Origin of the sequence: Sphingomonas paucimobilis NBRC 13935 (genome assembly GCF_000739895.2) — a bacterium.
GTDB classification, from domain to species: Bacteria; Pseudomonadota; Alphaproteobacteria; order Sphingomonadales; family Sphingomonadaceae; genus Sphingomonas; species Sphingomonas paucimobilis.
In genome coordinates this window covers 74,334-99,740 of record NZ_BBJS01000043.1, presented here as the reverse complement: position 1 = coordinate 99,740, position 25,407 = coordinate 74,334, and the positions used below count along the sequence as shown (strand labels likewise).

The following is a 25,407-nucleotide window of genomic DNA, read 5'->3' as shown; positions in this document are numbered from 1 at the left end:
CCGAGGCCCCTATGATCACCTCTGCCACGCCGAGGCCGGTCGACACCATCATGGTGTGCGCGCCGCCGCCGGTCGTCCTCGCCTATGGTATCGGCGTGGACTCCACGGCCCTGCTCGTCGAACTCGATTCGCGGGGCGAGCCGCCGGACTTGGTTCTCACGGCCGATCCCGGCGCCGAGAAGCCTGATACGTACGAGTACCAGAAGTTGATCGCGGCGTGGATGGCCGCGCGGCGCATCCCCTATGAGGTGGTCCGCTACGTGCCGCAGCGCTTCAAGCACTGGCCACCCTATTACTCGATCCTGGCCAACGTGCTCACCAATGCGACGCTCCCCAGCATCAGCCTTGGCCGGCATAGCTGTTCTCTCAAGTGGAAGGTCGCGCCGCAGGACGCCTACCTCAAGCAATGGGCGCCGGCCCAGGCCGCGTGGCAGCGAGGCCAGAAGGTCGTTCGGCTGATCGGCTACGATGCCTCGCCTGCCGACACGCGTCGCTACGCGCATGCGTCCGCGTTGAACGATCCGCTGTTCGAGTGCCGCTATCCGCTGCGTGAGTGGAACTGGAACCGCGACCGGTGCGCCGCCCGTATCGAGCAGGCCGGTCTTCCGATCCCTCCCAAATCGAGCTGCTTCTTCTGCGGGGCAATCCAGCCGGACGAAGTACGGGCGCTGCCATCCTGGTGCCTCAGGCTGATCGTGCTCATCGAGGCGCGCGCGGAGCCTCGGCTGCGCACCGTCGAGGGGCTCTGGCGGCGTTCGACCAGGACGAAGCCCGGCAGGATCACAGACTTCATTTGCGCCGAGCGGCTGCTCCCGGCCGCCGAGATCGAAGCCATTCGCCGCGATGCACCCACCGATCTCATCCGGTTCCAGGATGCAGCGAGCATCGTGCCGCTTCCCCAGCGGCCGACGATGGAAGCCTGGATCGAGACCTTCAACGCCGGCCTGATGGAGGCTGCATGACCGATCAGCTATCCCGCATCGCCGAACTCAACGACCGCTGCCGGCACGGCCTCGATCCGACTGCCCGCGTCGTCATCACTGCGGCTTGCGTCGCCGCCTTCGCCGGCGATCTCTCCGCCCAGGCCGAGCTGCTCGCAGCGATCCGAGGTTACGCATTCACGCGCGACGATGGCCCGGAACGCTCTCGCGGGGAGTTCACCGTCTGTGGCCACGCCGTCCGTTTCGCGATCGACTATTACGACCGCGCGCTGGGATGGGGATCGGAAGACCCTGGCGATCCGCACGTCACCACGCGAGTCATGACGATCATGCTGCCCGAGGACGACTGAACCTGGGAAAAGTGAAGGGGAAGCGGGTCGGGCAGTAGGCGCGTGAATGCAAGCGGACCTACCCTGCGAATGACCTTGGGGCCCGCCGCAGACGCGCCTTTCCGCATCCATCGTCCATCCAAGGGAGAAGCCCATGCGACGGATCGCCTCCGCCACGCCCGCTGACGGGCACGCCATTGCGGTAGCCGTTGAGCGGCTGCGCGAAGCCCGTACCTTGCTTCGCCAGGCCGGAGCGCGTCAGGCTGCTTCGGCCGCCGGCAAGGCGATCAGCAGCGCCGAAGGCGCGGCGCGCCATGTCCAGCATCGCATCCGGAGGACGATGGAATGAGCCGTCACGACCTTCAGGCCAAGCCGGACAGCCCAGACGTCGTCCGCGCGACGGTCGGATGGGACCGGCCGCTTCAGACCTTCTTCGCGCAAGTCTTCTTTCGCACCGAAGACGAGCCCGCCGAAGGCGAGCCCCTCGTCTGGATCGGCACGGAGCCGGGCGAACTCCTCTCCGCCGATGCCGCGATCGCCGTTGTCGCGCCTCATGCCATCATTCCTCCCGACCTCCACCGGCAGCTCACTGCCGACATGCAGTCGTCCATCGGCATCGAGGATGGCAGCCAGCAAGTCGCCGCCAAGCGCTACCTGTTCGGCTCTACCCACTGAAGCTGCAATCAGACAGGTGCCGGCGCAGCCGAGCCGCTGCCGCCACGAACCTTTCCAAGGCCCGATCATCAACGGTCCCCGCGATCACGGCGCGGTGGCCGAACGTGCGCGCTGCGCCGGCCCAACCAGAGGAGACTATCATGGCCGACCGGGTATCCGCCTCCATCGTCATCGGCGGCGAGCTTGACGCTCCCGCCTTCGCAGAACTTGCCGAGCTCATTGCTGCCGAGCGTCTTGCCGTCGAGTGGGACGGCGATCCGTTCGAGCCGGAACATCGCGTCGACGGCGAGCCGCTTCGCCTGTTTGCGCACGAAGTCGCAGGCGGTCGCTTCGAGGAGATCGAGGACTGGTGCGTGATGCATCGCGTCCCCTTCGTACGCTGGTGCGGCGGCTATTCCGGGCAGTGGGGACCCGAGCGCGTCGTCGCCATCGGCGACGGCAAGGCGGTGTCCTACGCTGTCACCGAGGATGACGAGGTTGTCATCAGCCGCAGCGCCATCACGGCGCTTGGCTCGCTCGATGCGATCTTCGCTCATTTCGATGCAGCGGAATTCGTCGTGCCGGCGCTCGTCGTTGCAGATGCCGCCGCCGCCGCTCCCGCGCTCACCTCGACTGACGGAGCGCACCATGTCCAATAGCTACACCAAGGCGGCGTTCGACCTGACCGTCACCGTCGCCGAGGCCGACATGCTCCGCCGGGTCATCGCCACGGTGGAACTGATCGACGACACCGAGGCCGGGATCGACGTTCGCGAAGCGCATTATACCAGCCTTGGCCCGGACTTCGCCGCCCTGTTCCCGCGCAGCGACGAGGACCCGTTTGCGGGAGTGCTCGACCTCTTCGAGGATCCGCAATATCCCTATCTCGATTTCGATGTCGCGTTCAGCGAGGCCGACCAGCTCGGCCGGGTGCTCGTGACGTTCTCGGGCGAGCAGTTCGGAATCGATGTCGCGGCCAGGCTGATCCAACATTGCGCGCGCTCGGCGCTGCCCTTCGGGTTCGAATGGGCGTCGGATTGCGACAGGCTGCGGATCGGGGAGTTCGGCGGCGGCTATGTCGTCATCAGCGAACACGGCATCAGCTATGGCCACACGACCCAATTGCTCGACCGTGCAATTGCCGGGCACGGGATGAAGGCGCCGACGGATTCGTCCTCGCGATCCGCGATCCGCAGCACGGGCTCAGCTTCTGGAACGACGATACCGGCTTTGACCGATTGTCGCGCGCGCGGGTCTTCAGCGAGGCCGAGGCCGCGAACCATAACGTGCCTCTCGCGCACGACCAGCCCGAATGGCTGGCGATGCCGGAGCCCCTGCGCCTTTGATCCGAACGTCGCGATTGCGCGATCGACACAGACGTATAGCATCGTCGCCGGAGATGCCGATGACTTCGATACCCACCGATCACGACGCGATGCTGGCCGCGCTGACCCGGCTGATACCGATCGCGATGAGCGATACCGGCCAGTCGCGCCGGGTCGCGAACTTCCTGATGGCGTGGTGGAACGGGCCGGAACTCGGCCATTTCGAGATCGCCGACCTGTTCGGGCTGGATGTCGCTGTGGCCAACGATATTGCGACCATCGTCGGCTATCTCGGACAACGCCCCGGCGCTATCTACATCGATGCCCTCGGCTTCGCCGAGGAGATGCAGGACATCATCGCGCTCTGGCGCAAGCCGGTCTCGACTTCGGCGACCTGACCGGGCGCCGGTACCCGAATTTTCGGACCGAGGCCGCCACAGACACCCCCCCGGAGGGGCGCCAAACCTTGCGCGATATCCATCGCGCGCCATAACGGGAAGTCGTCGGGCGAAGATCGCCAGGGCGTATCCTTTCGTGGGAGGTGCGGTTGCCGGAAGAGAACAACCTGGTCGCGATGACGATCGAAGTCGTCGCAAGCTACGTGGCGCACAACAATATCCGACCCGAAGACGTGCCGGACTTCATCGCCAAGACTCACGCTGCGATCACCGGCATCGCCAAGGAACCCGAAACACCCGCCGAAGAGACACCGGCGGCCGAGCCCGAGTTCACGCCGGCCGTCTCCGTGCGCAAGAGCCTCGCCTCGCCTGATCACATTCTTTCGATGATCGACGGCAAGCCCTACAAGTCGCTGAAGCGACATCTCAGCAGCCACGGCCTGACCCCTGCCGAATACCGCGTCCGCTATGGTCTCAAGTCCGACTATCCGATGGTGGCGCCCGGTTACTCGGCGCACCGGCGCGAGGTAGCCAAGCGTCTCGGCCTGGGTCGCAAGCGGCAGGAGCCCACAGCGCCCGCCGAGGCAGCACCGCCATCAGGTGACGCCGCGCCCGCTCCGCAACCGAAGCCCCGCGCCCGCCCCGCCAAGGCCGAGGACACGCCCCCCGCCCAGGCCAGCGCCAAGACGCCGCGGCGGCGCAAGCAGCAACCCGCAGACGCTGGCGCAGTCGAGGCCTGAGGTTCCGGGCCCAGGCACCTGCGGGACGATCCCGACGGCGCCGAAGAGGCGCTCGTCGGAGCGGCGCTGACGCGCCTTACTCGGCCGAACGGCCGAGGAGCTGAGTGGGTGAGAGAGAGTGTTCGGACAAGGGGTTCGAGCGCTCAATCTCAGGAGACTTCCCATGAACATCGGCACCATCACCCAGAACGCCAGCGGCACCTACACCGGCAAGATCTCGACGCTCACCGTCGCGATCGTGATCGCGCTTCGGACGGTCCAGTCGACCAACCCGCGCGCGCCCAAGTTCGAAATCCTCGCACTGTCTGCCGCCCGCCAGTGGGTGCAAGTCGGCGCGCTCTTCGAGCTCGCCTCCAACTCGACCGGCGAGACCTTCCTCAACGGCAAGATCGAGGATCCGAGCCTCGACAAGCCGCTCTACATCTCGGCGTTCCGCCAGGAGGACGGCTCCTACAACATCGTCTGGTCGCGCCCCACCCGCCGCCGCGAGGCGCCCACCGACACGGTCGCAACCGACGACGGCCTGCCGCCGCTGCCGGGGACCGAGCAGCCGGCCGCACCCGTGGGAACCGACGGTCTGGGTGAGTCCTCGGCCGAAGGCGCGTTCGGCGGCAGCGAGCCCGCGCCGGGCGGCCGCCGGCGCCGCACGCCCGAGATGGCGGACTGATCGCCGCCAACCGATTGGCGCGCAGCTCCTCTGCGCGCCGACGCCACGACAGGGCCTGCTTCGCCCCACCGCGAAGCGGGCCCTTTTTTTTGGCAGCGTGCGACCACGTTCTCTTCCCGTCGGCAACACATCATTGAACAAACCCACCCAGTGATGTATATGCCTATGTATATGCAAAGGAGTCTGCCGTGACGCCCGATCATGAAGCAACGGTCACCAGAGAAGCGAAGCTGTTCCGCAACAACAAGAGCCAGGCAGTGCGCATCCCGGCCGATTTCGAGCTGCCTGGGGATCGGGTCATGATCCACCGGGAGGGAGATCGACTGGTCATCGAGCCGATCCGGCGCCGAAACATCGTCGAGGTCCTTGCGAGCCTCGAACCCCTTGGCCCCGAGGATGAGTTCCCGGACATCGACGGCACGTTGCTTCCCGCCAAGGCCGTCGAATTGTGACCCAGCTCTACATGCTCGACACCAACATCGTGTCGGAACTCGCGCGAAACCCGCACGGCGCCGTAGCAACCCGCATCGCGCAAGTCGGTGCCGATGCGATTTGCGTCAGCATCATCACCGCGGCGGAGCTGCGCTACGGCTGCGCGAAGAAAGGGTCCCCCAGGCTCCTGGCCCAGATAGAGGCGATCCTCGGCAGCGTGTCCGTGCTTGCGCTCGATGTCCCGGCGGACACTGAATATGGCGGTATCCGAGCCGAGCTGGAGAGCGCGGGCAAACCCATCGGGCCCAACGACCTCTTCATCGCGGCTCATGCCTATGCGCTCGGCGCCACATTGGTGACCGCCAACATCGGCGAGTTCTCCCGCGTCCGGGCCCTCAAGGTGGAGAATTGGCTGAGCGACGTCCATTGAGGCGTTCGCACCGAGTGACGATAGCTCCCCAAAGTCGCCGGTCCTCTCCGTCTGCCCGGCACGCCGTCCAACCCTGTTCCGCTCAACCTCCAAGACATGCCGATCCAACCGCCTCCCGCTGCGCACCCCTCGCTGTTCATGCCCCTGAACCGGCCGCCCCGCGTCCACCGCCCGCCGAAGATCGGCCGCAACGACCCGTGCTGGTGCGGATCGGGCAGGAAGTTCAAGGCGTGTCACGACGGGCGTGAGCGGCTGCCGCAATTCAACCACCACCATGTTGCCGAGGCGTTCCGCAAGGAGCTGCGCCGACGCTACTGCTCCTATGCCGGCGAGGCCGGCGAGCCATGTGGCGCCGAGATCATCGGCGCCCACACTGTCCAGAAGGAAGGCGGGCTGCGGGCGATCTCGCGCGCTGGGAAGGTCTATTCTCTCATCGCGACGATGGGCGGGCTCGAGAAGAATGGTGGCCGCCTCGACCCGCGGCTGGTGGGCATCGGCGACGCTTCGGTCTTCCCGGGCTTCTGCTCGACCCACGACAACGATCTCTTCAAGCCGATCGAGGACAAGGACTGCGCGATCGGCGCCTGGGAGGCGCTGCTCTTCGCCTATCGCGCGGTGTCGTTCGAAGCCTTCTTCAAGCGCGCCATGCTTGCCGTAGCGCCGCTCTTCGCACGGTTGGACGAGGGCCTGCCCGTCGAGGACCAGGAACTCGCCCAAAACATGGCGCGCAATTTCCATCACGGCGCTCTCGCGGGCGAGGCCGGCACGCGCGCCCGGAAGGCGGCCTATGACGCGCGGGTCCGAGCCCGGGACGCGAACGGCTTCTCCTATGCCTGGACACGCTTCAACGGGCTCCTGCCACTGGTCTGCTGCGGCGCGTTCCTGCCCGACAATGATCTGACCGGTCGCCCGCTCCAACGACTTGCCCATGGCACGGGTACGTTCGAACAGGTCACGCTCAACATCACATCCTATGGCGGCCAGTCGGTCATCGTCTTCGGGTGGACCGGCGGGCCCGAGGGCCCGGCGGAGCGCTTCGTGCGATCCTACCAGGACCTCGGGGACGATGACCACGCCGCCGCCGCGGTCCGCCTTGGTCTCGAATATCTCGAGAACAGCTATCTGAGCCCAGCCTGGTGGGACGCACTGACCAGCGCCGAGCGCCGCCGTCTCGTCCGCCATTCGATCGAGACCCACGGTCCGCGTACGGCGGCCGTCTCGCTCGGAGTGCGCCAGCCAGTCCCCCATCTGCACCTCCGCGTCATCGACCGGGGCGGGAGCCTGCCGACCCCGGTCTGAGCCGCCGGCCGGCGGTTGGTCGTTGCAGGGGCGCCGCGTCCCAGGGCGCCGCGGCCTTCCTCCGCCTGTTCCTGCCACCTGCGGCGTGACAGGCCGGCCCCGCAACCCCTGCCGGTCGCCCGTGTTGCCGCTCTCGCGGCTGCCCGCGCCAGCTCCCTTCAGGAGTTCCCCTCCGCTCGCGCTCCGGTGCGGAGCGGGCTGCACGCCGCTCCCCGGTGGCACCGGCGGAAAGGCCGCTGGACCCAACAAGGAGCATCGCCATGAACAACGTCAACATCGCCGGCCGGGTCGCCAAGGATCCCGACACCCGCGGCAGCGTCACGACCCTCATCGTCGCGACCGACCGCGTGAAGCTCAGGGACGGAAAGACCTATGTCGACGAGGCGACCGGCTATACCGCCAAGGAAACCGAGTTCCACAAGGTCACCTGCTTCAACGGCCTTGGCAAGGCGGCCGCGTCGCGCGAGAAGGGCAATGTCGTCGCAGTGACGGGCCGGCTGCACTATTCGAGCTGGGAAGACCGCGACGGCATCACCCGCTATGGTTGCGAGATCATCGCGGACAAGCTCGACTTCTTCTGAGCGAATGCCCGGGCGGCGCTCCGGCGCCGTCCGGATCGGTCGAGCCCCGCTACCGCGCGTCAGCGTCAACGGGCGGCGCGAGCGGCGACACCGCGCTCGCATGGACCCACGCTCGGGCAAGCTGGCCGGTGAGCGGATCGCGATACACCACCAGGCGCCAGCGCCCCTGCCGCCTCTCGATCGCCAGCACCATTCCGTCGGGCGCCTTCAGCACCACGGCGCCCTCGCGCCGCGGTTCGCGCCGAAACGTCGCATCCCGGCTCAGCTCGGCCCTTGGAAGGTCCGCGACATAGGCTTCGTCCGCGCGCGCCTCGGCCTCGTGATAGCGACGGGTCTCCTGTTGAAGCGCCTCCACCTTCTGGTTCAACGCGGCGAACGCCGCTTTCTCCTCGGGCGACTGATCAGGATGGAGGGCGGCGATCGCCAGCAACAGGCCGAGAATACCGGCCAGCCAGCCGGACCATTGGAACAGGCCCATCTCGTGCAGCTCGGCGATCGTCCGCGGACCGAGCTGCTGCACGAACCCGACGATGAGGTCGATCAGCCGGCCCTGCAGCTCGGCGCTTTCCTCGTCCGTCGACGCGGCAAGGATCGCTTCGGCGATCCGCTGCGTCTCAAGCACCATCTCGGTCGCGAGCGCCGTCGCCGACTGGATCACGCCTTCGCTCGCGCGAAGCGTCATCGCATCGAGCAGCCGCATCTGCTCGGCGATGGGCGAAAATGCCGACAGGCGCGGCAGCGCTTCCTCGATCATCCGGCGGTAGGTCCCGCCGGTCGCCGCGGCGGCGATCACGCTCGCCATCGTCGACCGCTTGAGATCGAAGGTCTTCACCGTGTCGAGCAGGCTGCTCGAGAGGCGGCGCTGGTCGTCGAGCAACCCTGCGTTCCGGTCGACGATGCTGCGCGCGGTTTCAGAGATCGACAGCGCCCAGGCACTGCTGGTGAGCTGCCGGAACTCAAGCTGCTGCCGGCGATCCCGCTCCAGCATATCGAGGACGCCGCGATAGGGAGCGCCGAAGTCCAGACCGAGCCGCTTTCGCACGTCGGTCGCCTCTAGGATAGCCTGGGCGGCGGTGCCGCCGCCGAGCAGCCGGGTGCGCTCGCGCTCCTCGCGCAGGAGGCGCTCGACGCTGCTCTCGGGGAAGCCAAACGGATCCTTCATGCGCGCGATCCTGTCAGATCATCCCCATCCGCGCGACCGGCAATCGCCGCACCAGAGCATCCGCTGGAGGGCGGCGCATCCCGGCCCTTCGCGCTGCTCAGGCCGGGACCGGCGCTCTACTCGCCTCCGGCTCCCGGAGCCCCGCGATGCGCGGGTCTCCGCCCTTCGGGTGACGATCACCTTGCGGGGGGCCTGGCTGCACCGTGGTGACCAAAAATCTCTCTCTCTCTGACTTCCTAGATATGACGTGCGGGGATTCGAGCCCGTCAAGGATGAGCGGTTCCCCCAATTTTCACGAGCCCGCAACGCCCGCTACGCGTCCGCTCCGCGCCCGAGAAAATCGGCTCCCCCGCTCCCCGCTGGCGCGGCGTTAACCGGGGTCCGGCTGCGCCGGCTTCCCGGTTAACGTCCCTGACTGCCCCGACCGCCGCACGTCGAAGGGGAAGCCTCATCGAGTGGATGAGATCCAACGGAGGCTATCATGCAGACCACTTTCACCAACTTTGCCGACCTCGCCAGCCACATCGCGGCAAGCCGAGAGAACGAGGAGCTGACGCAGACCTACGACGGCGCGTTCATCGAGCCGAACGAGATGGCGAAGCTCAGCATCGTCGACGCGCCGGAGGCACTCGACATGCCCGATCCCGAGCAGGTCCGGGCCGCCGTCGACATGATGATGCAGACGATGTTCGATGTCCTTCGCGACACGCGCATGGAGCCCTTCGCGAACGATCTCGCCTGGGGGTTCGCCAACAGCTTCCATGTCGTCGCCAAGCGGATCGAAGGGCGCGAGGACGATGCCGCCAAGAAGCTCGGCGAACTCGCCCGCAACTACGATCCGTCCGAGATCTACGCGACCGAACTGGAGGACACGCAGCTGCTCTGCCAGACCCTCCAGGGGTGCCGCGAGGCAATGGAATGCATGCGCGATCACGCCGCCGAGGTGTACCGCGTCGAGACCGGCAAGCCCTTCTCGCCGGTCCGCGGCAGCAGGGTCTCCAGCGCCCTCAACGCCTCGATGATCGACGCCCGTGACTATCTCGCGTCGCGCGCGCGGGAACGCCGTGAGCAGTTCGCACCCGAGGGTCCCGTAGTGGCCTTCTCCGGCGGGCAGGTCTGGGAGGATGCCGACCTCCTGTGGAACGGCCTCGACAGCATCAAGGCCCGCATCCCCGAGATGATCCTCGCGACAACCGCGCAGGCCAAGGGCTGCGATGCGGTGGCACACGCCTGGGCGGCATCGCGCGGCGTCAAGGTCATCCAGTTCCGTCTCGACCGCAGCCAGGGCAACCGCGCGGCCTTCGTCCGGAACGACCGCATCCTCGGCCTGAAGCCGGTCGAGGCGGTCATCTGCGAGGGCTCGGGCATCCAGCAGAACCTCGCCCAGAAGCTGCGCCAGGCAGGCGTGCCGCTGCACATCGTCCGGCTCGCCCACCAGCGCACCGCACGGCGGGCGTGAAGCCCTCGCGGAGAGGCTCCGGCCACGGCCGGGGCCTCTCCTCCTTTTGCTGCGTCAAGGGCGGCGCTCGGGGGCATCGAGCCCCCTCGCGCCGCGAGGAGCCGGCGCCGACGCGCAGCCGACCTGCAGACCCGCGAGGCGGCCAAGGGGAGAGGGATTGAGTGGGAGCGTTCAACAGGGGAGGACGAGATGTCCATCACGTTTCGCATCGCCACCGCCGCTGACGACGAGGCCCGCCCGATGGCGGTCATTGCCGCGCGCCAGCTCGCCGCCTTTCGCACCTTCCTGCGCGGCGAGGGCGAGCGTATCGGCGCCGTGCTGCTCGACCCGGATGCTCCCGAGGACGCGTTCCTCTCCTACCGCTTCGAGGCTCGCGTCTGCCCGCTCGCACTGGCGTCAATCGCCCGCCTCTTCGACTATGCCGCGGACGTCATTACCGTGGTCGAGGAAGCACAGTTCCGCGGGCGGCGCGTCAGCGTCTTTCGCGACGAGGCGGCTGGCACGATCAACCTGACCGTGGCGCTCACCACCGACATGGCGCTTGAACTCGACCTCGCCTCGAACAACGCGTTCGCGCTGCTCGAGAGCCTCGGCCTCGGCGCAGAAAGCGTGGGCGAGACCGCGATCGAGACCATCCGGGAACGCCTCGCCAGCCCGGCCGTCCGGCGGCACGCGGCCGAGCAGGGCGTAGCCCACCATATCGAACGGCTCGAGCGCCTTGTCGCGGCGGCGGCTCCCGACGAATCCTGCCGGTTGGAATGGGCCTAGCCTCCACCCAGAACCGGTCGCCAGGCGGGGCGCGCCAGCTCGCTGGCGCGCCCTCACCGCCTCCGAAAGCCAGGCCTCTCACCCGCGTCAGGATGCGGCCGCACGATCCATCTGCGGAGCCCGCTTCAGCACTGCATCCACGGCCTCGCGGAGGTGCGCGGCAGCCTTGTCCTCCTCCGCCGCTTCCAGCCACTCCAGCGCCTGCCGCATCAGCGCGAGCGCCATCGCTTTCTGGAGCGTCGGGTCCGTATCGAGATCGTCCATTTCGATTGCCCGGGCGCACCTGATCCCAGCGGTCGCGTCGGAGCGCCCCGTCCAACGAACTCCCGCGCGCTGGGCGCGGGAGCCGGGGCTGGTAACACGTCGAGACATGCGCCTACGCTTTTAGTGCCGGGGCACCTGGACATATGCGCAGGCACCCCGGCGTGAGACCACACCGAGTTGCCGTTCTCGACGGGATTACCAGTCCCGGCGCTGCCGCTCTGCAGCGCCCCTGCGGACTAACATAGGCATATCGGCGAACCAACCCGCGACTGCTCGCCGGCTGTTTGCGCCCCCCGGTCAATGATGGTTGGGCGCGCCCGCGCGGCGGCCCCAAGATCGATCAGATCTCGCGGTCCCGCCGCACGTGGCCGGACCATTCCCGCGTGTCAAATCGACCGCCGCGGTCGAGGGTGCTCACGCCGGCCGTCGCGCCCAGATCAGAGGATGAAATCTCTCACAGACTTCCCAGTGTGTCGTTGAGGGAGACCCCGCGTCAAGAATGAGCGGTGCCCCCAATTTTGCCGCGGCCTGCGCTCCGCTTCGCTCCACTCCGACCACGACAAAATCGGCACCCCCGCTCCCCGCTTCGCGGCTCCGGCTTCGCCTCCGTTCCTGACACGGCGTCTCCCTCAACGACGGCCATTCCCCTGTCATTCAAGACGACAGGAGGCTCCAATGCAGATCAACCCGACCAGCGCCCACAACGATACCGCCGCCTACCTCGCCGCCCTCGGATACGCCGAGCGCCGCGCACTCCACAGCTTCTTCGACCAGCACGTCATCGAGGACGAAGCGCGGGGCTACATCGCCATCGATGAAGGCGACTATGGCGCGCTGCCGATGGCGCTCATCGACCGGGTGGTGCACACGGTCCCCGGCGGCATGTCCGACGAGTTCTGAAACGACAGGGAGGGGCGGAAACGCCTCTCCCTTTTTTTGCTGCCGGGGCATACGGGCATGAGGGGCATCGAGCCCCCCATGCCCGTGCCGCGACTGCGTCGCGGCGGGTCCGGCTCAGGCCGCGAGCCGCCGCTCCACTTCCTCGATTCCGAGCGCCTTGATGCGTTTGGTCAGCGCCTCCAGGCGAGGGGCGGGCAGCCTGAGCAACCCCGCCTTCTCGATCGTCCTGATCGCCTCCTCGCGCTCGCGTTTCGCGAGCTGCTCGCGGCGCTCCGCCAACCTGCGCTCCTCTTCCTCGAGCGCCTGTCGTTCCTGTTCCAAAGTCCGTGCCATAAGGGCCTCGCTGTTCAAAGCTGATCGGGCCGTGAACGCGGCCTATTGTTGAAGCGCCTTGATCGCGCATTCAAGGGGCTTGGCATGTTTCGGGCGGCTCGGCGGCACCTTCCGGCGCCGCCGCACGGGCTCTACTCGCGTGTCGAACACACGCTCACGAAGCCGGCACGCGCCGTCTTCGCCCATTCGGGTGACGATCCCTGCCGATCGGGTTCGGCCTTCGCATCCGAGGCGCGGATGTTTCGGACAGCTGGCGACGCATGCCGCAGGTCCCCCCTTTCGCGCCAGCCGTTCCCGGCGGCGCCGGTACCGCGCGACGCGCGGCTCCATTCCCGGCCGGAGCCGGGACCCACCCCTGAACGACGATGACCAGGACCGCCCGCGACCTGGAGCAATCCTGATGGATTCTAGCACACCCTACGCACCTGGCGGTGCAGGTTTTCCGGGGTATATCAGTGGCTTACGGGCAATCTGGTAAGTGCCACGCCGTGGGACAGCTCGGCGCTTACGTCCGATTTCAGCGATTCCAATGACTTATGCGTCCCACTCGGTCACACGCGGTCCGTGCGACGGCAATACCCTTTGCGCCGAGTGCGGCGATCGACTATAAGGCTCGTCGCCTCTTTCGATCCCCACCAGCCTCTCTGCTAGGAGGCTGGTTTGTCCACTACCAGGCACTGCACGGTTCGGCTGAACCGCCAGCAGCACGATCGCATCCTCGCGCTCGCTACCGAGCAGAATTGCAATCCGTCGGAGGTGATCCGGGCGGCCGTGGATGCCTATCTCGGCACCGCCACGCTCCTCACGTCAAGCCATCGTCGGCTCGCGCGAATCAGCGAGTTCATGCAGCTCGCGCTCGACGTCATCATCAGCGAGCAATATCCCGAGTTCCGCGACCGGATCATCGCCAACGCCGACAAGCGCCTGGAGCAATACCATGGCGCGTAACGACATCCGCACCGACGGCCGGCCGATCCCGCTGACCCACCATTCCGCACGCGGAAAAGTCCAACGCAATTCTGGAAATTTCACGCGCGGCAGCCAGCTCCTGACCCACGAGCTGTTGATGTGGTTCGCCGGCGCAAAACTCCCCTTCGTCGTCTGGTTCTTCGTGTTTCTCGCGGCCTGGTTCGTGATCATGTCGCTCAAACTGGACGAGCACGGCTTCCAACTCGTCTGCATGAAGCTCTACGCCATGCTCTGGGACTGGGTCGGGTTCGACCCGACGAAGCGCGTCAACGTCAGGCTTCCGAGCGGGGAACTCCACCGCACGATCATGGCCGTGGTGCCGTTGATGCCCGAGGTCCAGCGGGCCTGGAGCATCGCCGTGCGCGGCCTTCTCGGCGCGCTGCTTTTCTCGGTGTTCCTCACCATTCCCCTGTCGATCTGGTTCGTCGATCTCTCGCGTCGCCGTGGCAAGACGATCCTTCAGGAGCGGCACGAGCGCGGCGCTATGCTTGTCGATCGCGAGGTCCTCGTTGCCGAGGTCTCGCAGCATAACGCGGCCGCCTTCGAGACGGACGTGCGCAAATGCTTCCCGGGCCTGTCGCCCAAGCAGGTGCTCGCGCTTCCCTTCACGGCGCGCAAGCGCGCCGGAATCCACCATCCCTACACGCTCGCCGGCATCCCCTTTCCGCACCGGATGGAGCAGTCGCACACCATGCTGATCGGTACGACCGGCTCGGGCAAGACCACCGAGCTCCGGAGCCTCGTCCGGCAGATGCGCGAGCGTCAGGACAGCGCCGTGATCTTCGACCTGACCGGTGCCTATGTGGAGGCCTTCTACGACCCGGCGCGCGACACGATCCTCAATCCGATGGACCGCCGCTGCCCTGCATGGTCGATCTTTTCGGACTGCCGCACGCACAGCGAGTTCACCGCCGCCGCCGCCGCCCTCATCCCCGCCGATGGCGGCTCGTCCGAGCCGTTCTGGGCGCTCGCAGCGCGGACCCTGTTCATCGAGATGTGCATCCGCCTGGTCGAGCGGGGCCAGACGACCAACCTGGCGCTTTCCGAGAACCTGATGACCGCGGATCTGAAGCGGGTCCATCGCTTCCTCCAGAACACGATCGCCGACCCGCTGACCGCGCCCGAAGCGGCGCGCATGGCGGAGTCGATCCGCGCCGTCTTCAACACGAATGCGCAGGTCCTGCGCTTCCTTCCCGACACTGGCGAGCCCTTCTCGATCCGGGACTGGATCACCGGCGAGAAGCAGCCCGGGTCGATCCTCTTCATCACCTCCAACTACGTCGATCTCCCGATGAACCGGGCGCTGCTGACGCTCTGGATGGACCTCGCCATCAACCGCCTCATGACAATGCCGCGCACGCGCGAGTTGCGGACCTGGTTCATGTTCGACGAGCTCGGCGCACTGCACAAGCTGCCGGCAATCGAGAACGGCCTCCAGACCGCGCGCGCGTTCGGCGGCGCCATGATCCTCGGCATCCACAGCTTCGAGAAACTGATCGAGGTTTATGGCGAGCAAGGCGCCCGCAACCTCGCCTCGCTTGCACGTTCCAAGCTGATCCTTGCGACGGCCGATCTCGACACCGCCGAGCAGTGCGCGCGCTACATCGGCAATCGCGAGGTGCGGCAGATGGATGAAGCCTATAGCTATGGCTACAACAACACCCGCGACGCCTCGACACTGACTCCCAGGAAGCAGGTCGAGCCGCTCGTGATTGCGGATGACATCACGAACCTGCCGTCGATGCACGGCTTCGTGAAGTTCCCCGACGGCTTCCCCGCCGCGCGCACCCAACTCCTCTGGAAGGACTATCCCCAGGTCGCCGAGGGCTTCCTGCCGCGACCCGACCTTCAGCCGGTCCGGTCAAGGCGCGGAGAGGAGGTGTTCGACGATGGCGGGGAGGGCGACGCGGGCGGGCGGGATGGCGCCGGCCAGGTCGTGGAAGAGGCCGTCGAGCCGGTCAACATCGCCAAGGATTTGGCCGCGCGGATCCTTTCCGCGGAGGCCACGGAGGAGCACAACCAAGCAAGCCGCCCGCCAGCCGAGCGCACCGAGAATCGCGGCGAGGAGCAAGCTCCGCGCGCGCACGCCGTCGATCGGGCACAGGCGGTCCGCAACTCGCCCGATCAGGCGCAGGCGCCAACGGAGGCCCGTGACGATCGCCGCGAGAGTCGCGCGGCCCGAACAGCCCCCATGCCCGAGGATCAGACGCTCGCCGAATTGCGGCAGGACTTCTCCGCGAGCCGGGATCATGACGGCGCAGACATGGGGATCTGACCCATGCTCTCGGTCGCATCGGTCCGATCCGCGTCCGGCGCCGCGGGCTACTTCGCGAAGGACGACTATTACACGGTCGAAGGCTCGTCGGAGATCAGCGCCTGGGGCGGGGAAGGTTCCGCCGCGCTCGGCCTTTCGGGCGAGGTGTCGAAGGAGGCATTCGAACGCGTTCTCAACGGCATCTTGCCGGGCGGCGAGGCCGTCGCCCAGGTCGAGAACCGGCGGGCCGGAGTCGATCTCACCTTTTCGGCCCCGAAATCCGTTTCGGTGCTCGCCTATGTCGCCGGCGACAAGCGCATCCTCGGTCCCGACGGCGCCAACATGAAAGCCGTGACCCGCGCAATGGCCTGGGTCGAGAGCAACCTCGCCGAGGGGCGCAAGGACATCGAAGGCCGCAAGGTTCCGATGCGGAGCGGGAACCTCGTCTACGCGCTCTTCCAACACGACACGAGCCGCGCCCTCGACCCGCAGGCCCATGTCCACGCCGTCATCGCCAACCTGACCAAAATGCCCGACGGCAAGTGGCAGGCGCTCCACGCAGACAAGATCTGGTCGAACAACTCCGTGATCGGCTCAATCTACCATGCCTTCCTGCGCGAGGAGCTCGAGAAGCTCGGCTACCAGGTGGAGCTCAAGGGCAAGCACGGCACGTTCGAGATCGCCGGCGTGCCCAAGCCGGTGCTGGACGCGTTCAGCCAGCGCCGCGAGGCGATCCTCGAAAAGGCGGCCGAGCTCGGCATCTCCTCGCCAAAGGGGCGGGACGGCGTCACCACCAACACGCGCGATTCCAAGCTCAACGTCGAGGATCGCGAGGCGCTGCGGCAGGCATGGATCGACAAGGCGGCAGCGCTCGGTTTCGACGGCAAGTCGCTCCTCGACGCAGCCCTCGCCCGGGCGGCGCAACGCGATCCCGGCAGCGCGCTCGAACGCGGCTACCGTGCCGTATCGGAAGCGGTGTCGACGGCATGGGACAAGCTCGGGTCGGCCCTGCGCGCGCACGATCCTTTCGTCGATCGCGGCCTTGCGCGAGTGACCACCTCGCCGGCCGAAGCACGCGCGCAACTGGCGGTCGCCTCCGCCGTCCGGATGCTGTCCGAACGCGAAGCCGCCTTCAGCGTCCACCAGCTTGGCAAGACCGCGCTCGACCTCGGGCTGAAGGGAGTGACGGTCGACCATGTCGAGCGGCGGATCGAGCAGCTTGTCGGGCGTGGCCAGCTCATCGCGGGCGAGACGCGGATCGGCGACACGCGCCCGCGGATGGTCACGACCCGGGAAGCCCTCCTGACCGAGGAACGGATCCTCGGGGCAGTCGAGGAGGGCAGGGGGCTCGCCTCGGCCATCCTCGCCGCGCACGACGCTCCAGGGCGGCTCCAGGCGGTCGCAGACAGGGAGCTCAACGCCGGCCAGCTCGGCGCGGCCGCGCTGATCCTTTCCTCTGAGGACAGGACCGTCGCGATCCAGGGCATCGCCGGCGCCGGCAAGTCGACCATGCTGCAGGCGGTCGCGCGTGTCGCGGAAGCCGAGGGCCGCGCCGTCGTGGGCCTGGCCTTCCAGAACAAGATGGTCGCCGATCTCGCGGAAGGGGCAGGGATCAGATCCCAGACGATCGCCTCGTTCATCCTCGCCAACGAGCGCCACGTTCAGGCCGGGGGACCCGCATACGACGAAGCCCGCGCCGCGCTCGCCGGCTCGATGCTCATCGTCGACGAAACCTCGATGGTCTCGTCCGACGACATGCTGAAGCTCCACCAGATCGCCGCCGCGCTCGGCGTCGACAAGCTCGTCCTCGTGGGCGACCGCCAGCAGCTCTCTTCAATCGACGCCGGAAAGTCGTTCGCGCTCATCCAGGCGGGTGGAGGCACGATGGCGCGAATGGACGAGAATATCCGGCAGCGCACGGATCAGCTCCGCACCGTCGCGGCGCTCGCGAACCTCGGCGAAGCGTCCAAAGCGATGAAGGTGCTGGGCGAAAGCGTCGTCGAGCATCAGAGTCCGGCGCTCCATGCGGCCGAGATGTGGCTCGGCCTTTCCGCCGCCGATCGCGACGCGACGGCCGTGTTCGCGTCGGGGCGCGCGGCGCGAGCAGTCATCAACCAGCGCATCCAGGACGGCCTCGCCACCGAAGGCAGCGTGCGAGGGGAGGGCATCCACCTCACGGTGTACGAGCGCGTCAACACCACGCGCGAGGAGCTGCGCTATGCGGCCACCTATCAGGCCGGGCAGACACTCGAGGTCGGCCGCGGCGGCGGCCAGGACGTCGGCCTGGCCGCTGGCCGCTATGACGTCGCCAAGGTCCATCCGAACGGCAAGGTCGACCTGAAGCTCGGCAACCGGTCCATACGCTTTGATCCGCAGAAGCTGTCGCCGACCGAAAAGCGCGACCGGCTGCAGCTCAGCGAGAAAAAGGATCTCCACCTGCGTGAGGGCGACCGCATTCGCTGGACCGCCAACGACAAGGAACGCGGGCTCCACAACTCGGCGTTGGCGCGGGTGCTCGCGGTCGACGCCGGCGGCGTGACCGTCGAGACCACCGGCAAAGAGCGGCTGACGCTCGATCTCGGCGACCCGATGCTGTCGCGGCTCGACCTTGCCTACTCACTTAACATGCACATGGCGCAGGGCATCACGACCGACAAGGCGATCACCGTCATGTCGAGCCAGGAGCGCAATCTCTCCAACCAGCGTCTGTTCAATGTCGGGGTCACGCGCGTGCGGGATGAGCTCACGATGGTGGTCGACGACAAGGAGAAGCTCGAGCGCCAGCTCGACAACAATCCTGGCAACAAGACGTCGGCACTCGAAACCCTCGGTCGGCTCGACGTCGATCAGGGACGCACACGCGGCAAGAGCAGCGGTCCCCGCGAGAAGCTTCATGTCGGCCCGGTCGACCTGGCCGACCTGCCGCCGTTGCCGGGTGAGCTGCCGTCCGCAGCCGACACGCAAGGCGCCGCCGCCGCTGCCGGCCATTCCAAGTCACCGCCCGACCTCAAGCCGGACCTTGGCGACGCCCTGCCGCCGCTGCCGGAACGTAGCCTGGGGCTCGACCTGTGAAGACCGGCCGGCCGGACGCCGGAGCTTGATGATGGAGACGACGATGAGTGGATGGGATTTCGACGAGGTGGGCAAGTTCGGCAGCGCCAAGGCGGCCGAGGATTTTGCCAAGCGAAACGATGTCGATCCGCGGGACATCCGGACGCGCGACACCCGGGACGGTGTCGAACTGGAGATCCGGCGCTCAAGCCTCGACCGGCGCGGGCTCAAGGACAGCGGTGAGGGCCGCCGCGACGGCTGGAGCTGACTTTCAAAGCCGGCGCGGCTGCGCCGGGACATCGCCCACAATGAGGAAGCCTGACATATGCCCAGCCTCATCGGATCGTCCCTTGCGATGATCATATTCCTCGGCTGCGCGTTCGCGCTGCTGATATTGCTCAACAACAGCTCGTCCCGTCCCGGCGGTCCGCCCGAGCCGGTCCCAGCGCAAGCGCAAGCGGAACCGGTCGCGCGGCAGTTCCTAACCGAAAGGGAGGAGGCCATGCTGGCCGCGATCGAGCAGATCCTCCCCGGCCATCGCATCCACGCCCAAGTATCCATGGGAGCGCTCCTGCGGGCACCCCGCCGCGATGGACGCAAGGCCAGCGCGGCGGATCGCAACAGCTTCTCGCAAAAAATTGTCGACTTCGTCGTGCAGGATCGCTCGAGCGGATCCGTCGTCGCCCTGATCGAGGTCGACGATTCCTCTCACGTCGCGCGTCGCGACCAGGACCGCGATGCGATGACGCAGCGCGCGGGCTACACGACGATCCGCATTCCCGCCCGGGCCAAGCCGGCCCTTCCAGATGTCCGGCTCGCGCTCGCGCCCCTCCTCCAGTCGAGAACGAGCATCTCGGCGGCTGAAGACCGGCAGGCGGGCGATGCTTGATCAGCGGCCGGCGCCGGCGAAGCTCCCCGCTCGGCGCACTAGCTTTCGCGAGCCTACCGCGACCACTGAGCTTCCGCGCCCACGGCCACGCGCTATGCCATCGGAGCGACACTTGAAGGCGATGGGTGGGCCCGGCCCCGCGATCCTGTTGCTTCGGCACCCTGGCATCCACTGGAGCCGGACGGCAGCCTTTTGCATGCGCCTCGCGCCCCTGCCGATCGCGAAGCGCGCCGGCTCCGGCTGTGTCCCCCGAACCTCGCCACCAGAGGGTTGCCGTGGGCCTCGATGACAGGGACTATATGCGCGAACGGCGGCGCAGGGTGGGACGTTTCGGAGGCGCCCCGTGGTTCGATGGTACCAACCGGGGCTTCGACTATCAGAAGGGCCGCAAGGTGCGGTTCGGTCCCCACCCCATGCAAAAGTGGATCATTCTGCTGTCCGCCGCCTCCTTCCTTTATCCGATGTACCGGGAAGCGAGGCGCAGTGGCTGGCTCCCCGATCGGGAAGCAGCCTTGCCTTTTCCGCCCTCGGGAAGCGTCACGGTGAACGCGGCCATAGACCCGCACGATGCCACATCGCGCATGCGGGTGGTGACGGCATCGGCCAATGCTGTCGTCCAACTGTTCGACCCCGGATCCGACCACCACGTCATCTCGGTCTATGTCCATGGCGACGATGACGTCACTGTCCCGGTTTCGCCTGGCACCTATCGGATGCGTGTCATCGAGGGCGACAAATGGCATGGGCCCGTGAAGTTCTTCGGACCATCGACGACTTACGAAAGCATCGTGAAGCTCATGACATTCACGCGACGGCATTTCGGAGGGATCGACCTGCATCGACGCCCGGATGGAACGTTGAAGACGCGGGTCAAGATCGGCGACCCGCCGCCTTTGCTCGCCGTCGAGGGGACGGGGAGGTGACCCGCCGCGCGGGCGGGGTTCAGCGCTCCCCACCGATGGCAGTGTCTAGCGCCGCTTCAAGTCGATCGATCACGGCCGCGCGGCTCGCCATCTTGGGGAGCTCCCGGCGAGCGAAATCCTGGAGCCGCCGCACGTCCCGCGCTGGCAGACGTAACGTCAGGATCGTTCGGTCAAGCGCCGTCGGATCGATCGCATCCGCTTCTTTCCCGGCTATGAGAAAGTGCTCGAGCAGACGCTTGCGAGCGGCAAAGCTCCAGCCCAGCGCGGCAAGCTCACCCGGCGAGAGGGCAAGCAGCGCGAGCGCGACATCCATGATGTCTTCAAAGGGCAGCAGGACGCGTACAACCCGTCCGCCGCGCTCGCGCCAGCGCCGAAGCGGTCCGCCTTTCACTGCAGGGTTGGCCCAGCGTCTTCGCCGTCCAGCGATCGTAGAGCAGCCAATATCTCGTCGACTGAGACGGGATGTCGGGCGCCTGGCGGCCGGCGGAGCGCCGGCTGACCCTCGACCGCGACGCGGTCGGATGCCCAGGAAGCGAGGATGGCGCGCTTCACCTCGGGTTCGAGTGTCGGATGCTCGGCGACATCGAAGGGATGAAGGTATCGGGAAACAGGCTGCGACATGACTCTGCCTCCTTTCGTTTCAGGTCGCGGCTATGCTTCGGTCCGGCTGAACCGCTCGAAAGATTTGGAAATGATTTGAACAAGATCAAGGCCTGGCGCGCAGTCAAGAAGCGCTTGTTGGCCTCCGTGAACTCGCTGCTGTCGGATCCTGATCCTCACTGCGCTGGACAAGCGGGTCTTATCCGCCTCGTTCACTACCCGCCCAGCGGATTACCACCGTGCGAGCGAGTTCTGAACAGATTGGCTCTGATTCCATCGAAGAGGAACGAACCTACCGCCGCGCTTCCCGAGCCGCTTGGATTGCTGGCACGGCATGGTCGAGAACTGCTTCACCGGACAACGCTCGATGAGACCGGGCAGTAGCGCCGCAATCATTGCGGCCGAAGGCGAAGCCTGGCCGGGCACCGCTCGACTCCTCGCGCGTTCTCCACCAAGAAGGAGAGCGTCCATGAGCAAGCGCGAACTGATCGATACGGGTACAGACAAACGCTACGTTCGGCGTGACGAGAAAGGCCAGTTCAAGGAATCAGATGACGTCGGCAAATCCTTGGCCGCTGATCGGCGCACCAAGGCAAAGACGACGGTCAAGCCCGGCCAGGGCGATCGCGGCGATCAGAAGAAGAAGTGATGTCGCGATGATCGCGATTCCCGCCGAAAACCTGATGGCCCGGGACGCTGCCCGCGCCCACAGCGAGCAAGGCGCGTCGCGCCGGCGCGCCGGGGCAACAGCGCCACCGCCCTTTCGGGCTGTCCAGCTCGCGCAGCTCGTCGATACCGTGCCGAGCGGCGACCGTTGGCTCCACGAGATGAAGTATGACGGCTACCGGACGCTGATCTCGGTCGGCAGCGATGAGGGCCGCGCCTACACCCGCTCCGGTCTCGACTGGTCGGATCGCTTCGCCGGCATCGTTACGGACGCCCTCAAGCTCAAGGTCGGGTCGGCGCTGATCGACGGGGAAGCGGTGGTGCTCGATGCCGACGGGCGATCGAGCTTTCAGGCGCTGCAAGGTGCGCTCAAGGGCGCGCCAGCCACGATCGACTATTTCGCGTTCGACCTGCTGGAGCTCGACGGCGAGGATTTGACCGGCCTGCCGCTCGTCGAGCGCAAGGCGAAGCTCCAGAAGATCCTGCCCAAGGGCAAGAGCCGGTTGCGCTACTCCGATCATATCGTGGGCAGCGGCGAAAAGCTCCTCAACCAGTTCTGCGCCGCCGGGCTCGAAGGCGTGATCTCGAAGCTCGCGACCGGCAAATATGTCGGCTCGCGGTCGGGTGCATGGGTCAAGACCAAGTGCATCAAGCGGCAGGAGTTCGTCGTCGTCGGCTGGACACCGTCGGACAAGTCGCGGCTGTTCCGCTCGCTGATCCTCGCCATCCACGAGAAAGGCGAGCTGCGTTACGCCGGCAAGGTCGGCACTGGCTTCGACACCGCCGAGCTGATCCGGCTCATGGAGATCATGAAGCCGATCGAGCAGTCGGCGCCCACCGTGAAAGCGCCCCGTGCCGAAGTTCGCGGCGCGCATTGGCTCAAGCCCAAGCTGGTCGCCGAGATCGCCTATACCGAGATGACCAATGAAGGCACGCTTCGCCATCCGAGCTATCTCGGCCTGCGCGAGGACAAGAAGCCCGAGGCGGTGGTGCTGGAGACCGCGGCGCCAGTCCAGACCGTGACGGCGCCATCGTCGGTAAAGATCAGCAACCCGGAGCGGATCATCGATCCGGACAGCGGTATCACCAAGGGCGCGCTCGCCGACCACTATGCCGCCGTCGCCGCGATCATGCTGCCATGGGTCGGATCGCGGCCGATCAGCCTGGTGCGTTGTCCGCAGGGCCGCGCCAAGAAGTGCTTCTTCCAGAAGCACGACGCCGGCAGCTTCGGCGATGCCGTCAAGCATGTCGGCATCATGGAGAAGGACGGACACGAAGAACCCTATCTCTACATCGACACCCCGGACGGCCTGCTGACTTGCGTCCAGATGGGCACGATCGAGTTCCACGGCTGGGGAGCGCGCATCGAGGATGTCGAGAAAGCCGACCGGCTGGTGTTCGATCTCGACCCTGACGAAGGGCTCGACTTCGAGGCCGTGCGCAAGGCCGCCTTCCACTTTCGCGAGATCCTCCAGTCGATCGGGCTCAAAACTTTCCCGATGGTCACCGGCGGCAAGGGCATCCACGTTATCGCGCCGCTGGTACCGCGCGCCGAGTGGCCCGAGGTGAAGAGCTTCGCGCACCGCCTGGCCCAGGCGGTCGCGCAGAGCGACCCCGACAACTTCACCGCCGCCTTGCCCAAGGCGCAGCGCAAGGGCCGCATCTTCGTCGATTATCTGCGCAACCAGCACGGCGCGACTGCCATCATGCCCTATAGCGTGCGGGCACGATCGGGCGCGCCGGTCGCAGCGCCGATCTCATGGAAGGAGATGGAGACGATCGACACGCCCGCGCACTGGCGTGTCGGTGATGCCAAGGAACTGGTGAAGCGCGCCGCGTCGAAGGCGCTCGCCGGCTGGGGCCGCGCCGATCAGACCCTCCCCGACCTGTGAAGATCGCCACCTACAATGTGAACGGCGTCAATGGCCGACTCCCCGTATTGCTACGCTGGCTTGAAGAGGCGCAGCCCGACATCGTTTGCCTGCAGGAGTTGAAGGCGCCGCAGGAGAGATTCCCGGAACAATCGATCCGTGATCTTGGCTATGACGCGATCTGGCACGGCCAGAAAAGCTGGAACGGCGTCGCGATCCTGAGCCGCGTCGGCGAAATCCACGAAACGCGCCGCGGCCTCCCCGGCGATCCCGACGACAGCCACAGCCGTTATATCGAGGCCGCCGTCAACGGCATCCTCATCGGTGGGCTCTATCTGCCCAACGGCAATCCCAGGCCCGGTCCCAAGTTCGACTACAAGCTCAAATGGTTCGATCGGCTGATCGAGCACGCGAAGGGACTGCTCGACAGCGGCCTGCCGGTTATGCTCGCCGGCGACTTCAACGTCATGCCGACCGATCTCGACGTCTATAAACCCGAGCGCTGGCTCGACGACGCGCTGTTCGCGCCCGAGGTCAGGGCCGCCTATTTCCGCCTGCTGGACCAGGGCTGGACCGATGCGCTGCGGACGATCCATCCCGGCGAGGTCATCTATACCTTCTGGGACTATTTCCGGAACGCTTATGCCCGTAACGCTGGTTTGCGCATCGACCATCTGCTGCTCAGCCCCGCGCTCGCCGACCGGCTCGTCGATGCGCAGGTCGACGCGCATGTGCGCGGGTGGGAGAAGACCAGCGACCATGCCCCGGTGTGGATCGAACTTGCGGACAAGCCGAAACGTCGCCGCAAGGCGACAGCGCGGCAGACGGCATGATAGAGACCGAACAGTTCATTCTGCACCAGAAGGATTGGGTGCCGAATAACGAGCGGCTCCCGGTTATCGTCTATCGCGGTGCCGTCAAAGCCGAAGGCAAGGAGGCCGCCGAGCAATTCGAGCGTCTCTTCACCGATCACGGCTGGCCGCCGCAATGGCGCGATACGGTCTATGGCTATCACCATTATCACTCGACCGCGCACGAAGCGCTCGGCGTGGCGACAGGGTTCGGGACGCTGCTGCTCGGTGGTCCGGGCGGGCGCGAGATCGAAGTGCGCCGGCGATGCGGTGGTTCTGCCGGTAGCCACTGGCCATCGCCGGCTCGAGGTAAGCGACGACTTCATGGTCGTCGGCGCCTACCCGCAGGGGCAGGACTGGGACATCTGCCGCGAGGCGCCGTCCGACGAAGCGCGACAGCGGATGCGCGCGCTCCCCGTCCCGGCGGAAGACCCGATCCTCGGGAAGGACGGCCCGCTTCGCCAAAGCTGGAAAGCATGACGGTCGGCTGGAAGCTCGATCCCGATGACCGCCGGCGCTGCTCGCGCGCTTCCCGCCCCGCTATGCCGAGACAGTCGCCGATCATGTGACGCTGCGGTTCTCCACCGACGAGGCGACACCACTGCCCACCGCGACCGCGGGCGAGGTAGCGGCGAGGCGGACGATGAAGTG

At 66.7% G+C, this 25,407-nt stretch carries 31 protein-coding genes; 25 read left to right on the top strand and 6 right to left on the bottom strand.

Annotation, left to right across the window (positions count from 1 at the left end; translation table 11 throughout):
• The first annotated feature begins 11 nt into the window (after positions 1-11).
• From SP6_RS13405 to SP6_RS13385, 5 genes are all read left to right on the top strand, one after another.
• Positions 12-962 carry an adenine nucleotide alpha hydrolase family protein gene (locus SP6_RS13405; RefSeq protein WP_042469263.1) on the top strand — a complete coding sequence of 317 codons (951 nt, stop codon included), beginning with the start codon at positions 12-14 and terminating at the stop codon, positions 960-962.
• A complete protein-coding gene (locus SP6_RS13400; RefSeq protein ID WP_042469261.1) occupies positions 959-1,291 on the top strand; it encodes a DUF3768 domain-containing protein in 333 nt (110 codons plus the stop codon). The genes SP6_RS13405 and SP6_RS13400 overlap by 4 nt, the downstream gene beginning before the upstream one ends.
• 133 nt (positions 1,292-1,424) lie before the next feature.
• Positions 1,425-1,619 carry a hypothetical protein gene (locus tag SP6_RS13395; RefSeq protein ID WP_042469259.1) on the top strand — a complete coding sequence of 65 codons (195 nt, stop codon included), beginning with the start codon at positions 1,425-1,427 and terminating at the stop codon, positions 1,617-1,619.
• Positions 1,616-1,945, top strand: a complete 330-nt coding sequence (locus SP6_RS13390) for a hypothetical protein (RefSeq protein ID WP_042469258.1) — start codon at positions 1,616-1,618, stop codon at positions 1,943-1,945. Before SP6_RS13395 ends, SP6_RS13390 begins: the two co-directional genes overlap by 4 nt.
• 140 nt (positions 1,946-2,085) lie before the next feature.
• Entirely contained in the window at positions 2,086-2,583 is a 498-nt protein-coding gene (locus tag SP6_RS13385; protein WP_042469256.1) for a hypothetical protein, read from the top strand.
• On the opposite strand, the gene SP6_RS21005 is transcribed toward SP6_RS13385, so the two are convergent.
• Positions 2,549-3,019, bottom strand: coding sequence for a hypothetical protein (locus SP6_RS21005; protein WP_156146122.1), 471 nt, complete (start codon positions 3,017-3,019; stop codon positions 2,549-2,551). The genes SP6_RS13385 and SP6_RS21005 overlap by 35 nt on opposite strands.
• Positions 3,020-3,329: 310 nt before the next feature.
• On the opposite strand from SP6_RS21005, the gene SP6_RS13375 reads away from it, so the two are divergent.
• The 7 genes from SP6_RS13375 to SP6_RS13345 all read left to right on the top strand — a co-directional run bounded on the left by SP6_RS13375 (position 3,330) and on the right by SP6_RS13345 (position 7,796).
• Positions 3,330-3,647: a DUF7673 family protein gene (locus tag SP6_RS13375; RefSeq protein WP_042469311.1), complete on the top strand. Its 318-nt coding sequence runs from the start codon at positions 3,330-3,332 to the stop codon at positions 3,645-3,647.
• 149 nt (positions 3,648-3,796) lie between these two features.
• Positions 3,797-4,387 (top strand): Ros/MucR family transcriptional regulator, encoded by a 591-nt coding sequence (locus SP6_RS13370; protein ID WP_232252439.1) that lies wholly within the window; start codon positions 3,797-3,799, stop codon positions 4,385-4,387.
• A gap of 163 nt (positions 4,388-4,550) precedes the next feature.
• Entirely contained in the window at positions 4,551-5,054 is a 504-nt protein-coding gene (locus SP6_RS13365; protein WP_030541254.1) for a DUF736 domain-containing protein, read from the top strand.
• A gap of 188 nt (positions 5,055-5,242) precedes the next feature.
• Complete coding sequence (locus SP6_RS13360) at positions 5,243-5,506, top strand: antitoxin (protein WP_042469255.1); 264 nt, start codon at positions 5,243-5,245, stop codon at positions 5,504-5,506.
• Positions 5,507-5,517: 11 nt separating this feature from the next.
• Positions 5,518-5,916, top strand: a complete 399-nt coding sequence (locus SP6_RS13355) for a type II toxin-antitoxin system VapC family toxin (protein ID WP_206434259.1) — start codon at positions 5,518-5,520, stop codon at positions 5,914-5,916.
• A 96-nt stretch (positions 5,917-6,012) separates the two neighbouring features.
• Complete coding sequence (locus SP6_RS20140; RefSeq protein ID WP_082052518.1) at positions 6,013-7,215, top strand: YecA family protein; 1,203 nt, start codon at positions 6,013-6,015, stop codon at positions 7,213-7,215.
• 260 nt (positions 7,216-7,475) lie between these two features.
• Positions 7,476-7,796: a single-stranded DNA-binding protein gene (locus tag SP6_RS13345; protein ID WP_042469252.1), complete on the top strand. Its 321-nt coding sequence runs from the start codon at positions 7,476-7,478 to the stop codon at positions 7,794-7,796.
• A 49-nt stretch (positions 7,797-7,845) separates the two neighbouring features.
• On the opposite strand, the gene SP6_RS13340 is transcribed toward SP6_RS13345, so the two are convergent.
• Positions 7,846-8,958 (bottom strand): hypothetical protein, encoded by a 1,113-nt coding sequence (locus tag SP6_RS13340; protein WP_042469251.1) that lies wholly within the window; start codon positions 8,956-8,958, stop codon positions 7,846-7,848.
• Positions 8,959-9,439: 481 nt separating this feature from the next.
• Between SP6_RS13340 and SP6_RS13335 the strand changes: the two genes are divergently transcribed.
• Positions 9,440-10,417 (top strand): DUF2493 domain-containing protein, encoded by a 978-nt coding sequence (locus SP6_RS13335; RefSeq protein ID WP_030541261.1) that lies wholly within the window; start codon positions 9,440-9,442, stop codon positions 10,415-10,417.
• 189 nt (positions 10,418-10,606) lie between these two features.
• Positions 10,607-11,185: a hypothetical protein gene (locus SP6_RS13330; RefSeq protein ID WP_042469249.1), complete on the top strand. Its 579-nt coding sequence runs from the start codon at positions 10,607-10,609 to the stop codon at positions 11,183-11,185.
• Positions 11,186-11,272: 87 nt separating this feature from the next.
• Here SP6_RS13330 and SP6_RS21000 read toward each other — a convergent pair whose 3' ends face one another.
• Positions 11,273-11,449, bottom strand: coding sequence for a hypothetical protein (locus tag SP6_RS21000; RefSeq protein ID WP_156146121.1), 177 nt, complete (start codon positions 11,447-11,449; stop codon positions 11,273-11,275).
• 675 nt (positions 11,450-12,124) lie between these two features.
• On the opposite strand from SP6_RS21000, the gene SP6_RS13325 reads away from it, so the two are divergent.
• Positions 12,125-12,349 carry a hypothetical protein gene (locus tag SP6_RS13325; protein ID WP_042469248.1) on the top strand — a complete coding sequence of 75 codons (225 nt, stop codon included), beginning with the start codon at positions 12,125-12,127 and terminating at the stop codon, positions 12,347-12,349.
• A gap of 114 nt (positions 12,350-12,463) precedes the next feature.
• Here the strand turns inward: SP6_RS13325 and SP6_RS13320 are convergent, their stop codons facing one another.
• On the bottom strand, positions 12,464-12,682 hold the full coding sequence (locus tag SP6_RS13320) for a hypothetical protein (protein ID WP_042469246.1): 219 nt from the start codon (positions 12,680-12,682) through the stop codon (positions 12,464-12,466).
• Positions 12,683-13,342: 660 nt separating this feature from the next.
• Here SP6_RS13320 and SP6_RS13315 point away from each other — a divergent pair.
• From SP6_RS13315 to SP6_RS13290, 6 genes are all read left to right on the top strand, one after another.
• Positions 13,343-13,630 (top strand): hypothetical protein, encoded by a 288-nt coding sequence (locus SP6_RS13315; RefSeq protein WP_030541282.1) that lies wholly within the window; start codon positions 13,343-13,345, stop codon positions 13,628-13,630.
• Complete coding sequence (locus tag SP6_RS13310) at positions 13,620-15,926, top strand: type IV secretion system DNA-binding domain-containing protein (protein WP_042469245.1); 2,307 nt, start codon at positions 13,620-13,622, stop codon at positions 15,924-15,926. The genes SP6_RS13315 and SP6_RS13310 overlap by 11 nt, the downstream gene beginning before the upstream one ends.
• 3 nt (positions 15,927-15,929) lie before the next feature.
• Positions 15,930-18,977 (top strand): MobF family relaxase, encoded by a 3,048-nt coding sequence (mobF, locus tag SP6_RS13305; protein WP_042469244.1) that lies wholly within the window; start codon positions 15,930-15,932, stop codon positions 18,975-18,977.
• A 31-nt stretch (positions 18,978-19,008) separates the two neighbouring features.
• Complete coding sequence (locus SP6_RS13300) at positions 19,009-19,224, top strand: hypothetical protein (RefSeq protein ID WP_226998467.1); 216 nt, start codon at positions 19,009-19,011, stop codon at positions 19,222-19,224.
• A gap of 57 nt (positions 19,225-19,281) precedes the next feature.
• Entirely contained in the window at positions 19,282-19,845 is a 564-nt protein-coding gene (locus SP6_RS13295) for a DUF2726 domain-containing protein (protein ID WP_042469242.1), read from the top strand.
• 275 nt (positions 19,846-20,120) lie between these two features.
• Positions 20,121-20,768 carry a hypothetical protein gene (locus SP6_RS13290; protein ID WP_042469241.1) on the top strand — a complete coding sequence of 216 codons (648 nt, stop codon included), beginning with the start codon at positions 20,121-20,123 and terminating at the stop codon, positions 20,766-20,768.
• 19 nt (positions 20,769-20,787) lie between these two features.
• Here the strand turns inward: SP6_RS13290 and SP6_RS13285 are convergent, their stop codons facing one another.
• Positions 20,788-21,081 (bottom strand): hypothetical protein, encoded by a 294-nt coding sequence (locus SP6_RS13285; protein ID WP_232252440.1) that lies wholly within the window; start codon positions 21,079-21,081, stop codon positions 20,788-20,790.
• Between the two features lie 74 nt (positions 21,082-21,155).
• Positions 21,156-21,389, bottom strand: a complete 234-nt coding sequence (locus SP6_RS20490) for a hypothetical protein (RefSeq protein WP_066518880.1) — start codon at positions 21,387-21,389, stop codon at positions 21,156-21,158.
• A 448-nt stretch (positions 21,390-21,837) separates the two neighbouring features.
• Here SP6_RS20490 and SP6_RS13280 point away from each other — a divergent pair, with 448 nt between their 5' ends.
• From SP6_RS13280 to SP6_RS13265, 4 genes are read left to right on the top strand one after another with little or no spacing between them, the layout of a single operon-like run.
• A complete protein-coding gene (locus tag SP6_RS13280) occupies positions 21,838-22,017 on the top strand; it encodes a hypothetical protein (protein WP_042469238.1) in 180 nt (59 codons plus the stop codon).
• Positions 22,018-22,024: 7 nt separating this feature from the next.
• Positions 22,025-23,926 (top strand): DNA ligase D, encoded by a 1,902-nt coding sequence (gene ligD, locus SP6_RS13275; RefSeq protein ID WP_082052517.1) that lies wholly within the window; start codon positions 22,025-22,027, stop codon positions 23,924-23,926.
• The gene (xth, locus tag SP6_RS13270) at positions 23,923-24,738 is read left to right on the top strand and encodes an exodeoxyribonuclease III (RefSeq protein WP_042469237.1); all 816 of its coding nucleotides are present in this window, start codon (positions 23,923-23,925) and stop codon (positions 24,736-24,738) included. The genes ligD and xth overlap by 4 nt, the downstream gene beginning before the upstream one ends.
• Positions 24,735-25,325: a cupin domain-containing protein gene (locus SP6_RS13265; protein WP_233419827.1), complete on the top strand. Its 591-nt coding sequence runs from the start codon at positions 24,735-24,737 to the stop codon at positions 25,323-25,325. The genes xth and SP6_RS13265 overlap by 4 nt, the downstream gene beginning before the upstream one ends.
• Positions 25,326-25,407: the final 82 nt, after the last annotated feature.

Excerpts from the sequence above, each read along its gene's own strand:
- SP6_RS13390 (WP_042469258.1), top strand. The coding sequence starts at position 1,616 with ATGAGCCGTCACGACCTTCAGGCCAAGCCGGACAGCCCAGACGTCGTC.
- mobF (WP_042469244.1), top strand. The coding sequence starts at position 15,930 with ATGCTCTCGGTCGCATCGGTCCGATCCGCGTCCGGCGCCGCGGGCTAC.
- SP6_RS13355 (WP_206434259.1), top strand. The coding sequence starts at position 5,518 with ATGCTCGACACCAACATCGTGTCGGAACTCGCGCGAAACCCGCACGGC.
- SP6_RS13345 (WP_042469252.1), top strand. The coding sequence starts at position 7,476 with ATGAACAACGTCAACATCGCCGGCCGGGTCGCCAAGGATCCCGACACC.
- SP6_RS21000 (WP_156146121.1), bottom strand. The coding sequence starts at position 11,449 with ATGGACGATCTCGATACGGACCCGACGCTCCAGAAAGCGATGGCGCTC.
- SP6_RS13365 (WP_030541254.1), top strand. The coding sequence starts at position 4,551 with ATGAACATCGGCACCATCACCCAGAACGCCAGCGGCACCTACACCGGC.
- SP6_RS13330 (WP_042469249.1), top strand. The coding sequence starts at position 10,607 with ATGTCCATCACGTTTCGCATCGCCACCGCCGCTGACGACGAGGCCCGC.
- SP6_RS13320 (WP_042469246.1), bottom strand. The coding sequence starts at position 12,682 with ATGGCACGGACTTTGGAACAGGAACGACAGGCGCTCGAGGAAGAGGAG.
- SP6_RS13310 (WP_042469245.1), top strand. The coding sequence starts at position 13,620 with ATGGCGCGTAACGACATCCGCACCGACGGCCGGCCGATCCCGCTGACC.
- SP6_RS13285 (WP_232252440.1), bottom strand. The coding sequence starts at position 21,081 with ATGGATGTCGCGCTCGCGCTGCTTGCCCTCTCGCCGGGTGAGCTTGCC.
- SP6_RS13375 (WP_042469311.1), top strand. The coding sequence starts at position 3,330 with ATGACTTCGATACCCACCGATCACGACGCGATGCTGGCCGCGCTGACC.
- SP6_RS13405 (WP_042469263.1), top strand. The coding sequence starts at position 12 with ATGATCACCTCTGCCACGCCGAGGCCGGTCGACACCATCATGGTGTGC.
- SP6_RS13325 (WP_042469248.1), top strand. The coding sequence starts at position 12,125 with ATGCAGATCAACCCGACCAGCGCCCACAACGATACCGCCGCCTACCTC.
- SP6_RS13400 (WP_042469261.1), top strand. The coding sequence starts at position 959 with ATGACCGATCAGCTATCCCGCATCGCCGAACTCAACGACCGCTGCCGG.
- SP6_RS13300 (WP_226998467.1), top strand. The coding sequence starts at position 19,009 with ATGGAGACGACGATGAGTGGATGGGATTTCGACGAGGTGGGCAAGTTC.
- SP6_RS13295 (WP_042469242.1), top strand. The coding sequence starts at position 19,282 with ATGCCCAGCCTCATCGGATCGTCCCTTGCGATGATCATATTCCTCGGC.
- SP6_RS13395 (WP_042469259.1), top strand. The coding sequence starts at position 1,425 with ATGCGACGGATCGCCTCCGCCACGCCCGCTGACGGGCACGCCATTGCG.
- SP6_RS20140 (WP_082052518.1), top strand. The coding sequence starts at position 6,013 with ATGCCGATCCAACCGCCTCCCGCTGCGCACCCCTCGCTGTTCATGCCC.
- SP6_RS13265 (WP_233419827.1), top strand. The coding sequence starts at position 24,735 with ATGATAGAGACCGAACAGTTCATTCTGCACCAGAAGGATTGGGTGCCG.
- SP6_RS13280 (WP_042469238.1), top strand. The coding sequence starts at position 21,838 with ATGAGCAAGCGCGAACTGATCGATACGGGTACAGACAAACGCTACGTT.
- SP6_RS20490 (WP_066518880.1), bottom strand. The coding sequence starts at position 21,389 with ATGTCGCAGCCTGTTTCCCGATACCTTCATCCCTTCGATGTCGCCGAG.
- SP6_RS13340 (WP_042469251.1), bottom strand. The coding sequence starts at position 8,958 with ATGAAGGATCCGTTTGGCTTCCCCGAGAGCAGCGTCGAGCGCCTCCTG.
- SP6_RS13335 (WP_030541261.1), top strand. The coding sequence starts at position 9,440 with ATGCAGACCACTTTCACCAACTTTGCCGACCTCGCCAGCCACATCGCG.
- ligD (WP_082052517.1), top strand. The coding sequence starts at position 22,025 with ATGATCGCGATTCCCGCCGAAAACCTGATGGCCCGGGACGCTGCCCGC.
- SP6_RS13385 (WP_042469256.1), top strand. The coding sequence starts at position 2,086 with ATGGCCGACCGGGTATCCGCCTCCATCGTCATCGGCGGCGAGCTTGAC.